Raw genomic sequence first — 14358 nt, 5'->3', positions numbered from 1 at the left:
CGGTTTTATATCGACATATGTTATATAGAAAAAATATTGAAATAAATAGGTTACGTCAACAAAAAACGGACCGCGCAGAGACCGTAAAGCGCTGTAATCGGCTCTAAAACGTACAATGCATATTTTCCGGCATCAATCGACCGACTCACTCGACTTTATAACTTGCAACGAGCGACCTTACGTTTCCGGCAAGCGTTACGTTGCCGTCCGAACACACGGCGGCGTTGGCGGCAAAAGTATTCACCTGATTGAGAAGTTCCGCCGTACCGCTGCCGCTCGAAAGAATGTCGTCCGCCGATTTTCGCAATTCAGTGATTTTTTCGGACACGAGCAGCGTTTCATCGGACATTTTTTTTGAAGCGTCCGCAATCGCTTCAGCCGAATTGCTCAAAACGCGCATCATCGCAATAATATCTTCCGCACCCCGGTTTTGGCCGTTCATGCCCACCCTGATTTCCTGCAACGGAACGGCAAGTTCGCCTATGCGGTTTCCGAGCGCACCGAACGATGATTCGGAATTGCCGGAAGCATCGACGAGCTCCTCAACCGTTTTCTCAATTCCGCCGATAAGCGTCCGAATGGCTTTTGTCTGCTTGGCCGACGTTTCCGCGAGCGCGCGTATTTCGTCGGCAACAACGCTGAAACCTCTGCCCGAATCGCCTGCGTGCGCGGCTTCAATCGCGGCGTTCATTGCAAGCAGATTCGTCTGCGCGGCTATTTTCGTTACGACGGAGTTCGCCGTAGAAAGATTTTTTGCCTGCTGAGCAATGAGCGATATCTGTTCCGTCATTTTGTTCTGTTTTTGCCGGCTTTTTGCCGTTTCATCCACAATCGCCCCGTATTCGTCGGCAATTCGGCTGATATTCATATCGGCGGTATGAATATTCGACGTTATCTGTTCCACGGCGAGAGAGGAACGCGCCGCCGCTTCCGTCTGATGCGCTATTTTTTCTTCGAGCGTTTGTACGGCAGTACGGACGGTACCGATTTCACCTGAAAGGGCTTCGGTAAGACCGCATTGCGTACCGGCTTTTCCGTAAATTTCGTCGATAGCGGTGCCCGCTTCGCTCAGAAGCGAAAGCATCTCCTGATTATGCCCGGAAATTTCACCGCTGTTTTCCGAAAGGGTTCCCACCGACTGCGATACCGTCCGTATCATCCGCTGCATTTGTTCAATAACGGCGTTACATTCCGCAGCGAGGGCGTCGAGTTCGTCGGCATTTCCGCAGGGAATACGTGCGGTCAAATCGCTTGCACCGCCGGCAATATCCCGCATTGCCTGAACCACACGAAAAAGGCGCTTGAAAAAGAACACGACAAAGAACCAAAGCGCGGTAATCCCCACGACAAGACTCACCGCAAAAACGAGGATCATTTTGATAGTACTGCCGTTTATAACGGAAACGAGATTCTCAACGTCAAAGTCGCAGGCAAGAAACCCTATCGACGTTCCGGCCGCATCGATAATAGGCGCGTACACGGAAATCGTCCAGCCCCAGTCCGCCTGATACTGAAGGTTTCCGACGACCATTTCCTGCCGTTTAAGTGCGTCGAACGGATAGCTGCCGTAACTCGAAATATCTTCGTCCGTTCCGAGCGGTGAAAAATTATCCTCATCGTCAAACGTTGAACTTCCGTCAACAATATATGTAAAAACCGTCCCGCTTTTAGGCACCATCGTATACAAATATTCACATCCGAGAGACTGTTTTATATCGAACAGATTGCGCCATGTTTCAAGATAATAGGAATCGTCGGCATCGAGCGTCCGGCACAGCTCGGCAAAACGCACCGGGTCGATATACGGTTCGGCTTTTTCAATCACGGCCACACCGCGCTCGGCAAAAACTTTTACCGCGGTACTGCGAATGTCGCGCACCGCAACAATGGTTATTGCGGCACAGACAAGCGTAATAAACAACGTAATCAAAAAAATAAAACGGAATTTATACGTTGAATAAAATTTCATGGACAACCCCTCTGCCGATTAGATGATAAAATCGTAACACGCAGACGGACGGGTGTCAATTATTTATATGGTACCGTTTTATAAAAAAAACGGAACGCGCCGTTCAATTAAAGGAAGGAACGGCGGCGGAGTCGGCAAAATCACGGACACGATGCATTCGGGGAATCGAAGGCACCGCCCCGCGCTGCGAAACGGCAAGCGACGACGCGGCCGACGCATACTTTAACGCAGCCGGCGCGTCCATACCGAGCGCCCGGCAGCCGATAAAATAGCCGGTAAACGTATCGCCCGCTGCCGTCGTGTCGACGACCGGTACGTCGTACGTTCCGTACCGATAAACGGCGGAATCAGTTTTGCAGACGACGCCGCGCTTTCCCAGCGTCAGCACGATTTCCGCCCGCGGAAACGCGGCGGCCGTTTTTGCAAGCAAAACCGATTCGTCCGCAGCGTGCGTACCGCACAAATCTCCGGCTTCAATTTCGTTCAGCAGAAAACAGTCGACGTATTCAAGCGGTAATTTCCGGATATCGGCGGTGTACGGCGACGGGTTGAAAAAAATCTTCATTCCCGCCGCATGAGCCTGCTCGAGAATATAAGCGACGCACGATATTTCGTTCTGAAGCACCAGGTAATCACCGGCGCCGAATCGGCGGAAAACGCGGGCGATATGGGCTTCCGACTGTGCCCCGTTCGCTCCCGAATACAATAAAATACAATTCTGCCCGTTTTCGTCAACTTGAATAATCGTGTGTCCCGTAACCGATTCGCACGTTTCCACGAACATGCCGCTGACACGGTTTTCCCGCAACAGAGCGTCTATAAAATCGGCGTCGGCTCGACCGATACATCCGGCATGAAAAATATCACGTTCAGTTCCGCAGCAGCGGCCGAGCGAGACGGACTGATTGAGACCTTTTCCACCGGGAAAAACGGAGCGTTCGTCCGCGGCGAGCGTTTCGCCGGGCCGAACGAAGTGCGTTACGCGGTACACATAGTCGATATTGATCGACCCGAAATTCAGTATTTTCATACGCAATCCTGAAACAATCATATTTTATAGTGCGAAGTATCCCGGAACCGGAATTCCGGGACGTACTTCTTATTTTGTGATCAATGAAACGACAACCGGCAGCGATTCGGGAACCGATTCACCGCGGATAAGTTTTATCGCGGTTTGTACGGCAATTTTACCCATTTCGGCAGGCTGCTGCGCAACGGTAGCGGCCAAACGTCCGTCTTTTACCGCTGCAACCGCATCGTCCGTTGCGTCGAAGCCGACGATGACGATTTGCTTACCGGCGGCGGCCGCAGCTTCCAACGCACCAAGCGCCATTTCGTCATTATGGGCGAACAGCCCTTTTAAATCGCCGTGCGACTGCAGCAGGTTTTCGGTAACCGCGAGCCCCTCAACCCGGTTAAAATTCGCCGTCAAACTTGCTTTCACCTCCGCCTTTCCGTCTACGGCTAAGTGAAATCCTTTTCCGCGGTCTATAGTTGCCGAAGCGCCCGGAATCCCCTGCAATTCGGCAATTTCAGCGCCTTCGCCCACGAGCGACAGCAGATACTCGCCGGCCATTTTTGCACCGGCGACGTTGTCGGACGCAATCTGGCACGCGACGGTTTCACCGATAACGGCCCTGTCTACCGCGATTACCGGAATACCGGCTTTCTTTGCGGCGGTAACGGCCGGCGCAACGGCGGCGGAGTCCACGGGATTAACGATCAGCACTTTTACGTTCTTTGAAATGAGATCTTCAATGTCGCTTATTTGCTTTACCACGTCGTCTCCCGCATCGACCACTGCCAAAGTGCTGTTATCCGTAGCCGCCTGTTTTTTGGCGCCGTCCGCAAGCGTAACGAAAAACGGATTGTTCTGCGTGGATATCGAAAATCCGATCAGATCCGTATCCGTTTCGCCTTTTTTTGCACAACCGCTCAGCAAGCAAGCGATGCAAACCATTCCCCATACAATTGCCTTTTTCATATATGCCTCCTACCGCTTACGGTCAGACAGAACCGCAAGTAATATAACCAAAGCTTTTACAACCTGCTGATAATATGAAGATATGCCGAGTATATTCATACCGTTGTTCAGGATTGCAATGATGAGCACACCGGTGAGCGTTCCAAGAATTCTGCCGCGGCCGCCGCTCATACTGGTACCGCCGAGCGCAACGGCGGCGATAGCGTCGAGTTCGTAACCGCTGCCCATGGTCGGCTGCGCGGAACCGAGCCGGGAAACAAGGATCAGGCCGGCAACGGCTGCCGCCGCGCCGGAAATTACGTACACTAAATACGTTACCCGTCCGGTACTGATACCTGCCAGCGCGGCTGCTTTCGGATTGCAACCGACGGCGTACACCTGCCGCCCGAAAACCGTTTTCTGTAAAATGAAAAGGAAGATAAAAAATACGATCAGCAGAATCCACACGGGAACAGGAATCCCCAAAAAATGACCTTTGCCGAGACCGGCAAGGAGCGCACTCTGCCCTAAATCGGAAACGGGCCGGCCGTTGCTGTATATCATTCCGATACCCCGGTACGCAGTCATTGAAACGAGCGTCGCTATAAACGGCTGCAGCCGCCCTTTTACAATCATCAGACCGTTCAGAAATCCCAAAACGATGCCGAGGGCAAAAGCCAAAAGCAGCGCCGCGGGAACGGGAACCGCAGCTTTGATCATTCCGGCGCACAGCAGCGCCGTCAAACACAACACGGAACCGACCGACAGATCGATTCCGCCGGTAAGAATGACGAAAGTCATACCGAACGCAATCAAACCGTTCACCGCGGACTGACGCAGCAGTGAAAGCGCGTTGTTTACCGTTCTGAATTCAGGACTGAGTATGCTGATAGCAATTATGAGCAGAATCAATGCGATTTGCGCTCCATAATCCCGCAAACCTTTCAGTTTTTCAGTCGTTATGTTCATGCACGTCCTCCTGTTGCAAGAGCCATTATTTTTTCCTGAGATACGTCGGCGCGTTCAAGAATTCCCGCAATCGTACCTTCGTGCACGACGGCAATCCGGTCGCTCATACCGATGACCTCCGGCAATTCTGACGAAATGAACAATACGGCGGCACCGCGTTTGACAAGTTCCGTTATAATAGAATAGATTTCCTGTTTTGCACCCACGTCGACGCCGCGCGTCGGCTCGTCGAGAATCAGTATGTCCGGTTCCGTAAAAAGCCATTTTGCAAAAACGACTTTTTGCTGATTGCCGCCGCTTAAATTTCCGCAAATATGGTTTCCGCCCCGGCATTTAATACGGAACCGGGATACGGCGGCAGCGGTCAGCGTTCGTTCCTTCTTTTTGCTGATCAAAAACCGGTGATCAGTTATCACGGAAAAATTGGTAAGCGACAGGTTTTTCGCTATACTTTCACGGATCATCAGCCCCTCTTCTTTGCGGTCTTCCGTAATGAAAGCAATGCCGAGTTTCCGCGCGTTACGGGGAGTATGGGAATGAAGCGAGAGCTTTTTTCCCTTGACGTACAGCGATCCCGAATCGGCGCGATAGGAACCGAACAGCGTTTTTGCAATCTCCGTCCGGCCGCTGCCCATAAGTCCCGCGATTCCCAAAATTTCCCCCGCATGGAGCCGAAAGCTGACGTCCCGAAACACACCCTGTTTGGACAATCCCTCCGCCTGCAGCAAAATCGGTCCCGGAGCAACGGGTTCTTTCGGGTACAGATTTCCCAAACTGCGCCCGATCATCAAGCGTATCAATTCGTCGGCGTCGGTTCGGCGTACGGATTCCGTTCCGACGATGCGGCCGTCGCGCATAACGGTTACCCGATCGCATAACCGGAAAATTTCTTCCATACGGTGGGATATGTAAACGAAAGACGTCCCTTTTTCCTTCAAAAGCCGAACGACGGAAAACAGCCGGTCAACTTCCGTATCGGTCAGCGCGGCCGTCGGTTCGTCGAGTATCACCGCCTCGGCTTGAACGAGAAACGCTTTCGCAATTTCAACCATCTGCCGCTGCCCCACGGAAAGATTTCCCAACAATTCGTCCGCAGCGATAGCCACCCCGAACGTTTGCAGTATCCGTTCCGTTTCACGTTTCATCCGCTTTACGCACAGCACGCCCGGTACGGAAGTCAATTCTCTGCCCAAAAAGATATTTTCCTGAACGGTCATATCGAGCAGACTATTCAATTCCTGATGCACAAAGCAAATGCCGGCTTGTTCCGCCTGCTTCGGTCCGGAAAAACAAACCTTTTTATCATCGATAAAAATATCTCCGGAATCTTTCTGATAAACTCCCGTCAGAATTTTCATCAGAGTCGATTTTCCGGCGCCGTTTTCTCCCATTAAAGCGTGAATTTCGCCCGGTTCGAGTGAAAAATGCACGTCGGAAAGAATCGCAGCCTCACCGAAACACTTGGAAATTCCGTTCATGTGAATACGCATACGGACCGCCTTTTCAGAAAATACACGCGGAACGCAGAATCACGTTCGCATACGGAGTTACTTCTCCCGTCCGGATGAGGGCTTTGCAGAACGCCGTTTGCTTTTTGAATTCCGCATGCGGAACGAATTCCACCGGCGTATCGGGAAACAGCTCCCGTATCCGGGCAAGGACGGCACCGTTTTCAGTTCGGATTTCTTCGGCAAGCACGAGCGATTCGACCCGCATATCCGCAGCGACCGTCTTCAGCACGTTGATAAACGGCGGCTCGCCTTTATCGAGCGCAATATCGATCAATTCAGTCGACTGCGGACACGGAAGGCCGCAGTCGCCGATACACAGCGTGTCGGTATGCCGCATGTATGAAAGGACTCGCGAAATGTCGCTGTTTAAAATTCCTAAGCGTTTCATATGATTCCTTTAGTTAAACGTTTACGTAAACGTTTAACTAAAGGAATCATAACACCCGATATCGTATTTGTCAAATTTTTTTTATTCAGATGCTGAATGTACCGATTTTCCGCACGTTTCACGCAGAATCAGCCGGGGCTCCAAAACGACTTTCCGTATTCGTTTTTCCGTTTTTTCAATTTTGCCGAGCAGCAGACGCAGCGCGATTTCGGCAATTTCTTCGATCGGCTGCGCCACGGTTGAAAGTTTCGGAGACATAACCGTTGAAAGTTCCGTATTGTCAAAACCGATAATAGATACGTCCGAAGGAATCCGGAGCCCCGAACTCAACGCGGTATGGATAAAACCGAGCGCCATCATGTCATTGCAGGCAAAAACGGCGTCCGGCTTGCACGGCAGCGATGAAAAATACCCGAAAGCGTCCCTGCCGCCGCTGTAATGGAAATTGCCGGTAAAAACATACGATTCCGGCAGCGGCACGGAAGCTTCCCGCAGCGCTTTTTCAAAACCGTGCAGACGGCGCCGGCTCGACGGAATATTTTCCGGTCCGGTAATACAGGCGATTCGGGAAAACCCGCACGAAACCAGATGGGACGCCGCCTGATATGCGCCCAATTCGTTGTCGACGATAATATTGTCCACCGAATCATCCGTAACGTCCCGGTCGGCGACGACGACCGGAATGGAAAAATCCAAACACTTACGGATATCCGCATCCGTTTCGTCAGCGGAAATGAATATGATTCCGTCGACCTGTTTTGATATAAGCATATCGATGTAAAACGACTGCTGCTGCACGTTATTGTCGGTATTGCAGAGAATGATATTATAACCTTGAGAAAAGCACACCCGGTCTACGGCCCGCGCGATTTCGGCAAAAAACGTATTGGTACAATCGGGAACGACCAGTCCGATAGATTTTAATGAACCGCCGCGCAGGCCGCGCGCGATTACGTTCGGCTTGTATTGCAGCGCAGCCATGGCGTCCAGCACTTTTCGGCGCAGATCGTCGCTCACGTACCGGGTATTGTTGCAGACGTGAGAAACGGTCGCGGTCGAGACACCTGCAAGTTTGGCAACTTCATGAATCGTATGCATTTTCTGTTACTGTATAACAACCGGGAACTTTTAACAAGCCGGTCGTTCCGGTTTTCCGATTTACTCCGGCGGCGGCCGTAATTTTTTACGGAAAAAACTGAAATTGTTGCATAAACGGCGGCAGTTACGGTACAATATCCGAATGGGATTTTTGGAACTCTTGCTTCTCGCAATCGGGCTGTCGATGGATGCGTTCGCCGTCAGCGTTTCGGACGGTATGTGTCTGCGCAACATGACGGCAAAAAAAGCCGCCGCAGTCGCGTTGACGTTCGGTATTTTTCAGGCACTGATGCCGGTAATCGGCTATTTGGGCGGTTCGCTTTTTTACGAACAGATACGGACGCTCGACCATTGGGTTGCGTTTATTCTCCTCGGATTTCTCGGCGGCAAAATGCTTTTCGAGGGAATCAAGGTTTGGCAAAAACCGAAAGACGAATGCTGCCCGGCTCAAAGCGAACTGACGTTCAAATTGCTGCTTGTGCAGGGAATCGCAACGAGTATAGACGCGCTCGCCGTCGGCATCAGCCTTGCCGCCGTGCGGGCCGATATCGTCACTTCGGCGGCGATCATCGGCATCACGACAACCGTTCTGTGTTTTCCGGCAGTTTGCATCGGCAAAAAATCGGGAACGTTTTTGAACGACAAGGCCGAAATTCTCGGCGGCGTAATCCTGATCGGAATCGGGCTGAAAATCTTCATTTCACATATGACCGGAGCCTGACACGCCCGATTGCCGCGTGCTTAGTTGGCGTATACGCTTATTTGCCGCCCGCCCTTTTTTTGATTACATTAATGCAAGGAGCTACACATGAAAATCGCCATTACGTATGAAAACGGGGATATTTTCCAGCATTTCGGAAAATGTCCGTCTTTCTTAATAGCCGAAACGGACGGGAAATCGATAACATCCAGCAACGTCGTTTCAACAAACGGCAGCGGACATTCCGCGTTATTCCAGTTTCTGAAAGATTTGGGAGTCGATACCGTTATCTGCGGCGGAATGGGCCAAGGCGCGCGGGACGCGCTTGAAAACGGAAATATCCGCGTCGTTGCCGGACAATCGGGTGCGGCGGAAGCGGCGCTTCGGTTCTTTTTAAACGGCGATCTGAAAGACAACCCCGCCGGCAAATGCGATCACCACCACGAAGGCAGCGCACATACCTGCGGCGAACACGGCTGCAAATAAAAGCCACTGTACACCCAATTCGTTTCTCACTATAATATGTTCCATTATGGAAGCAATGAAACGTACCGCCACTTGCGGCGATTTACGCAAGGCAGATATCGGAAAAGCCGTTACGCTGAACGGCTGGATCCACCGAAAACGGGACCACGGCGGAATCTCTTTTATCAATTTACGCGATCGCTACGGTTTGACACAGGTCGTCGTGGATTCCGATTCTCCCGCGGAACTCGCCGCAACCGCAGCCGACCTTAAAATGGAATACTGCGTCGCCGTCGAAGGCATCGTGCGCGGACGTCCCGATTCGATGATCAACGCCGATATGCCCACCGGAGAAGTTGAAGTCGTTGCAAAGCGGATTTCGATCCTTTCAAAAAGCGACGTACTGCCGTTCATGATCGACGAATTGAACAAAGACGGTACGCGAGTCGTTCCGAACGAAGATTTGCGTTTGAAATTCCGTTATCTCGATCTGCGTACGGCGAGTATGCAGCATCATCTGGCACTGCGGCATAAAGTAACCATCGCCGTGCGCAACTATCTCGACGCGCACAACTTTTACGAATTGGAAACGCCGACTTTTATCAAATCGACCCCTGAAGGCGCGCGCGACTACCTCGTACCGTCGCGTCTGTACCCGGGAAAATTCTACGCGCTGCCTCAGTCGCCCCAGCTGTACAAACAGCTTTTGATGGTATCGGGGTTCGACCGCTATTTTCAGATCGCCCGCTGTTACCGCGACGAAGACGCGCGCGGCGACCGTCAGCCCGAGTTTACGCAGATAGATATGGAAATGAGTTTCGTTTCGCGTGACGACGTACTCGCCATGACCGAAGGCATGATGCAGGCCGTTTTCAAGGAAACGATGGGCATCGACTTGGCGCTGCCGTTTCAGCGCATCGCGTACGACGACGCGATCGACTGGTACGGAAGCGATAAACCGGAACTCCGGTTCGGCATGAAAATGCAGGACGGAGCGTTTCTTGCGGAACTGGGGACGTTTCAGGCGTTCAAAGACGCGCTCGCCCCGGACGAAAAAGGCTGCGTAACCGGCGCGGTAAAAGCGCTCGTCGTAAGCGGAGCCGCCGAAGCGTACAGCCGCAAAAAAATTGAAGAACTTGAATCGGCCGCCAAAATATACAAAGCGCGCGGTTTGGGCTGGATGAAAGTTGCCGGAACGCCGGACGCACCGCTGCTTGAAGGCGGCATCGCCAAATTTTTCGACGGAAAAGCGGGCGACGTATGCGCGCGCCTCGGCGCGAAAACCGGCGATTTGCTGCTGTTCGTCGCCGACACCAAAAAGAAAACCGCCTGTACCGCGCTCGGCGCCGTACGCACGCGGCTCGGCAAAGACCTCGGCCTGTGCGACCCCGACGCGTTCGCGTTCGCCTGGATCGTCGATTTTCCGATGTTTGAATGGAACGAAGACGAATGCAAATGGGACACCGCTCACCACATGTTCACGATGCCGCAGGAAAAATATCACGCCACGCTTGAGTCCGATCCGGGCAGCGTAAAAGGCGACCTGTACGACTTGGTGTTGAACGGGTACGAACTGGCTTCCGGTTCCATCCGTATTCACGATCCGGATCTGCAAAAACGCATTTTCAAAATCGTCGGATTCGACGAAGCCGAAGGACAGAAAAAGTTCGGGTTCCTTACCGAAGCGTTCAAATACGGCGCGCCGCCGCACGGAGGTATCGCTCCGGGGCTCGACCGTTTGGTCATGCTGATGTGCAAGGAAACTTCCATAAAAGAAGTTATCGCGTTCCCCAAAAATACGTTCGCGCAAAGTCCCATGGACGACTGTCCGTCGGAAGTCGATCAGAAGCAGCTCGACGAACTGCATTTGATCATCAAAGAATAAACGCCCCGTTCGGGTATAAAAACGCCGCTGGCACGGAATGAAATCCGGTCGAGCGGCGTTTTTCGTTTATCAGCCGGCGCGCTCCGTCAGCCTGCAAGCGATTTGATTTCCCGTATGACCGTTTCACTGATCGCCTGCAACTGTTCGGTGTTTTCTTTTACCCCCTGCATCAAATCGTTCATCTGATGCAGCGCGGCGAGCAATTCGGAACCGCCGCCGGCCTGTTCGGAAACGGCGTTGCGGATAATCAGTTCCTGATCGCGGACGCCGGACGACAGATCGACCACCTGCTCGAAGCCGGATTGTGCTTCACCGGAAGCGGCGGCGGTCGTGTCGATCAGGTTTTTAATATTCTTCAGCACCTTTGAAATCTTTTTTGCCTGCGTACCCGAATTTTCGGCGAGTTTACGGATTTCGTCGGCAACGACGGCGAATCCGCGGCCGGCGGAGCCTGCGTGCGCCGCCTCTATCGCCGCGTTCATCGAAAGAAGTCCCGTCTGGCTTGAAATGTTACGGATAATGCCGTTCGTTTCGGCAAGCCCGTTCGATCCGGCTTTGATTTCCGAAATCATCCGGACAACGCCGTCCAGGCTCTCCCGGCCGCGCTGCGAAGCCGCCGCAAGCCGTTCCACCGCCTTTGCGTTTTTATCCAAGACGGAACTGATGGATGAAATATTGGCAACCATTTGCTCGATCGCGGCGGACGACTGGCTTACGCAGGACGCCATCGACGAAACCATTTCCGCAAGGTGCTGCACGCATTCGCTCGTCCGGTCGAGTTTTTCCGACGCGGAACCGACGACCAAGCTTACCGTACCGGAAATTTCCATCTGATGATTTTCATGCAATTCGCCGATCATGCACGTCATGTAATGGCGGCAGTTTTCAGGGCGATTGAGTTTGTTCGCCAGCGCAACCGCCATCTGCTCGCAGCTTTTATATCCGCAGGAGCCGCAGTTGAGCATATCGTTTTTGGTTTCTTTGCGCATAGCGCGGTACATGTTTTTCAATTCGGCGTCCGTCGGAATATGGAACGATTCCGCAAATTTATCCGACCTATCCACGTACGTCCGGTCGTACAAACCGGGCTTCCGGTATTTTTCAAGCGATTTGTTCATTTTTGCCGAAGTTATCGGCTTGCGCCTTTTTCCGGCTTTCAGTGCGGCTTTTACCGCACGACGTTCAATATATCCTTCCACCTTATCGCGGTTGCAGGTACTGTTCGAGGTTGCCGGTCCCGCGTTGCATCCCATTTCGCAGTTAAGGCAGTCCACCAGTTTGAATACCGGCGCGTCGCCGCTTTTTATTGCCTTTGAAAGATGCGCCAAATACGTGAATATCTGCGGCTGACCTTCGATTCGGCGCGTTATACCGGAAATACCCGGCATGACCCGTTCCGCGGTACGCGTAAGTCCGCCGGGAGTGGAAAAGGTAACGGCGCGCTCGGCCGGCGGAGTTTCAAATTCGGTTTCGGGAAACGAACTCAGATCGATTCCGTGTGACTCGATATACGATTCAAGCGACTTGATCGTCACGTTAAAATCGCCCGTTCCCGTTTCGTCGAATTCAAGGCGAGCGGCGTAGCAGGGAGTAATCGCGGCGATTTTTGCCGACGCGTATTCCGGTTTGAACTGCCGAATCCATTTCATCGTATGCAGCACGGGACTGTCGACCGGCGCGAGATACGGAATCAGCTCCGGCCGGTATATTTCGATAAAAGACACCAGAACGGGGCACGTCTGCGCGATAACCAGTTTTGGATCCTGTCTGCGCATATATTCGGCATAAGACTGTACGGCCAGTTCGGCGCCGAACGAAACGTCGAAGACGGCTTTTACCCCGACGGATTTGAGCCAACCGTTCAGACGTAAATATTCCCCGTTAAAACTTGCCGCAACGGCGGGCGAAACGACGGCAACCACCGGTTCTCCGTTTTTCACCGCACGGAAAAAATCATCCGCATCGTCCAGTCCGACGCGGGCTCCGTGACTGCACGCTTCTATGCATTCACCGCAGCCGATACACAAATCGGTATTCACGCCGACGTAATTTCCGGATCCGTCGTTGCACATTTTTGCCGGACACACGGTGATACAGCGATGACAATTTACGCATTTACTTTTATCTACCCGGATAACGGGTTTTACACTTGTTGACATGGCAGCCCCTCGGTTGTTTCTCCATTTTATATTATCGTCTGCAATAGGTCAAATTCTTATTGCTAATTCCGCCGGCAATCCGTAATCGGCGACAAATCGCCTTGTTTATGATATAGTAACGGGAACAGTTTCAGGAAGGATTTTTTGATGAAAAAAATTATAAGCGCGGTGTGCTGTGCCGCCGCAATTTCAATTTGTTTTATTTCGTGCAGAAAAACGCCGCTTCCGGCAAAAACGGAATTCCGAATGGGAACGGTCTGCACGGTCAACCTGTACGAACGGGGAACCGACGCGCTGTATGAGCGGATGTTCAGCCGCCTGAATGAAATTGAAGCCGTATTCAGCGTGAATCTGCCGGATTCGGTCGTCTCGAACATAAACCGCGCGGCGGGACTCGAACCCGTGCCGGTTTCGGACGAAGTGCTGTACGTGCTCGAAAAAGCGCTTGCCATTGCGGAAGCAACCGGCGGCATGTTCGATCCGTCGATCGGCCCGCTGGTTTCGCTGTGGGGAATCGGCAGCGATTCGGCACACGTTCCGCAGCCGGAAGAAATCGCGGCCGCAAAAAAACTCGTCGACTACCGGCTCGTCCGGCTGGATAAAACGGAGCGGACGGTCTTTCTTGCGGAACGGGGTATGCAGCTCGATTTGGGCGGTATCGTTAAAGGATACGCCGCGGACGAACTCGCCTCGATTGCGGCGGAAAACGGCGTCAAACGGGCGCTGTTCGATTTGGGCGGCAACGTCTACGCCTACGGCCGAAAGCCGGACGGAACGGCGTGGCGAGTCGGTGTAAAAAATCCGCTCGCTCCGGAAGGACAGCCGCTTATCAAACTCGAACTGGAAAACAAATCGGTCGTTACTTCAGGCGTTTACGAGCGGTTCTTTTTTCAGGACGGCGTCCGCTATCATCACATTCTCGATATCAAAAGCGGATATCCGATGCGGAACGAAGTTCTTTCCGCCACGGTGGTGAGCGAGTCTTCCATGCTTGCCGACGCGCTGTCCACTTCGGTTTTTTTGCTCGGCCCGGAAAGCGGACTTGCACTGCTGGCCGCGCAGGGGGCCGACGGCATTATCGTTACGGAAGACCGTGCGGTTTACGCAACGCCGCAGATTCGGCGCGTCACGACGATTATGAATCCTGAGTTTTCACTCAAAACGGAATAATCGTACCGGCACAGTATACCGGCACGGCGTACTGACATAGTGCACCGGCGCGGCGTACCGGTCAGCGCGGCCGTATTCTTG

The 14358-nt window shown here is 52.7% G+C and carries 12 protein-coding genes; 4 read left to right on the top strand and 8 right to left on the bottom strand.

Annotated elements, in window-relative coordinates; translation table 11 throughout:
• Window positions 1–145 precede the first annotated feature (145 nt).
• The 7 genes from TREBR_RS01315 to TREBR_RS01285 form a co-directional block, all read right to left on the bottom strand.
• Complete coding sequence (locus TREBR_RS01315) at window positions 146–1969, bottom strand: methyl-accepting chemotaxis protein (protein ID WP_013757436.1); 1824 nt, start codon at window positions 1967–1969, stop codon at window positions 146–148.
• A 103-nt stretch (window positions 1970–2072) separates the two neighbouring features.
• Window positions 2073–2999 (bottom strand): ribokinase, encoded by a 927-nt coding sequence (locus TREBR_RS01310; RefSeq protein ID WP_013757435.1) that lies wholly within the window; start codon window positions 2997–2999, stop codon window positions 2073–2075.
• A 69-nt stretch (window positions 3000–3068) separates the two neighbouring features.
• Entirely contained in the window at window positions 3069–3953 is an 885-nt protein-coding gene (locus tag TREBR_RS01305) for a substrate-binding domain-containing protein (protein ID WP_013757434.1), read from the bottom strand.
• Between the two features lie 9 nt (window positions 3954–3962).
• Window positions 3963–4901: an ABC transporter permease subunit gene (locus TREBR_RS01300; RefSeq protein WP_013757433.1), complete on the bottom strand. Its 939-nt coding sequence runs from the start codon at window positions 4899–4901 to the stop codon at window positions 3963–3965.
• The gene (locus TREBR_RS01295) at window positions 4898–6391 is read right to left on the bottom strand and encodes a sugar ABC transporter ATP-binding protein (protein ID WP_013757432.1); all 1494 of its coding nucleotides are present in this window, start codon (window positions 6389–6391) and stop codon (window positions 4898–4900) included. The genes TREBR_RS01300 and TREBR_RS01295 overlap by 4 nt, the downstream gene beginning before the upstream one ends.
• Window positions 6392–6404: 13 nt before the next feature.
• Window positions 6405–6800 (bottom strand): D-ribose pyranase, encoded by a 396-nt coding sequence (rbsD, locus tag TREBR_RS01290; RefSeq protein WP_013757431.1) that lies wholly within the window; start codon window positions 6798–6800, stop codon window positions 6405–6407.
• 81 nt (window positions 6801–6881) lie between these two features.
• Entirely contained in the window at window positions 6882–7898 is a 1017-nt protein-coding gene (locus tag TREBR_RS01285) for a substrate-binding domain-containing protein (protein ID WP_013757430.1), read from the bottom strand.
• 142 nt (window positions 7899–8040) lie between these two features.
• On the opposite strand from TREBR_RS01285, the gene TREBR_RS01280 reads away from it, so the two are divergent.
• From TREBR_RS01280 to aspS, 3 genes are all read left to right on the top strand, one after another.
• Entirely contained in the window at window positions 8041–8619 is a 579-nt protein-coding gene (locus tag TREBR_RS01280; protein WP_013757429.1) for a manganese efflux pump MntP, read from the top strand.
• A gap of 87 nt (window positions 8620–8706) precedes the next feature.
• Window positions 8707–9084, top strand: a complete 378-nt coding sequence (locus TREBR_RS01275; protein ID WP_013757428.1) for a NifB/NifX family molybdenum-iron cluster-binding protein — start codon at window positions 8707–8709, stop codon at window positions 9082–9084.
• A 55-nt stretch (window positions 9085–9139) separates the two neighbouring features.
• Window positions 9140–10948, top strand: coding sequence for an aspartate--tRNA ligase (aspS, locus tag TREBR_RS01270; RefSeq protein WP_052296128.1), 1809 nt, complete (start codon window positions 9140–9142; stop codon window positions 10946–10948).
• Window positions 10949–11034: 86 nt separating this feature from the next.
• On the opposite strand, the gene TREBR_RS01265 is transcribed toward aspS, so the two are convergent.
• The gene (locus TREBR_RS01265) at window positions 11035–13107 is read right to left on the bottom strand and encodes a [Fe-Fe] hydrogenase large subunit C-terminal domain-containing protein (protein ID WP_013757426.1); all 2073 of its coding nucleotides are present in this window, start codon (window positions 13105–13107) and stop codon (window positions 11035–11037) included.
• Window positions 13108–13254: 147 nt separating this feature from the next.
• On the opposite strand from TREBR_RS01265, the gene TREBR_RS01260 reads away from it, so the two are divergent.
• Window positions 13255–14277 carry an FAD:protein FMN transferase gene (locus tag TREBR_RS01260; RefSeq protein ID WP_013757425.1) on the top strand — a complete coding sequence of 341 codons (1023 nt, stop codon included), beginning with the start codon at window positions 13255–13257 and terminating at the stop codon, window positions 14275–14277.
• Window positions 14278–14358: the final 81 nt, after the last annotated feature.

Origin of the sequence: Treponema brennaborense DSM 12168, assembly GCF_000212415.1 — a bacterium.
Lineage (GTDB): Bacteria > Spirochaetota > Spirochaetia > Treponematales > Treponemataceae > Treponema_F > Treponema_F brennaborense.
This window is presented reverse-complemented; position numbering and strand designations above follow the sequence as displayed.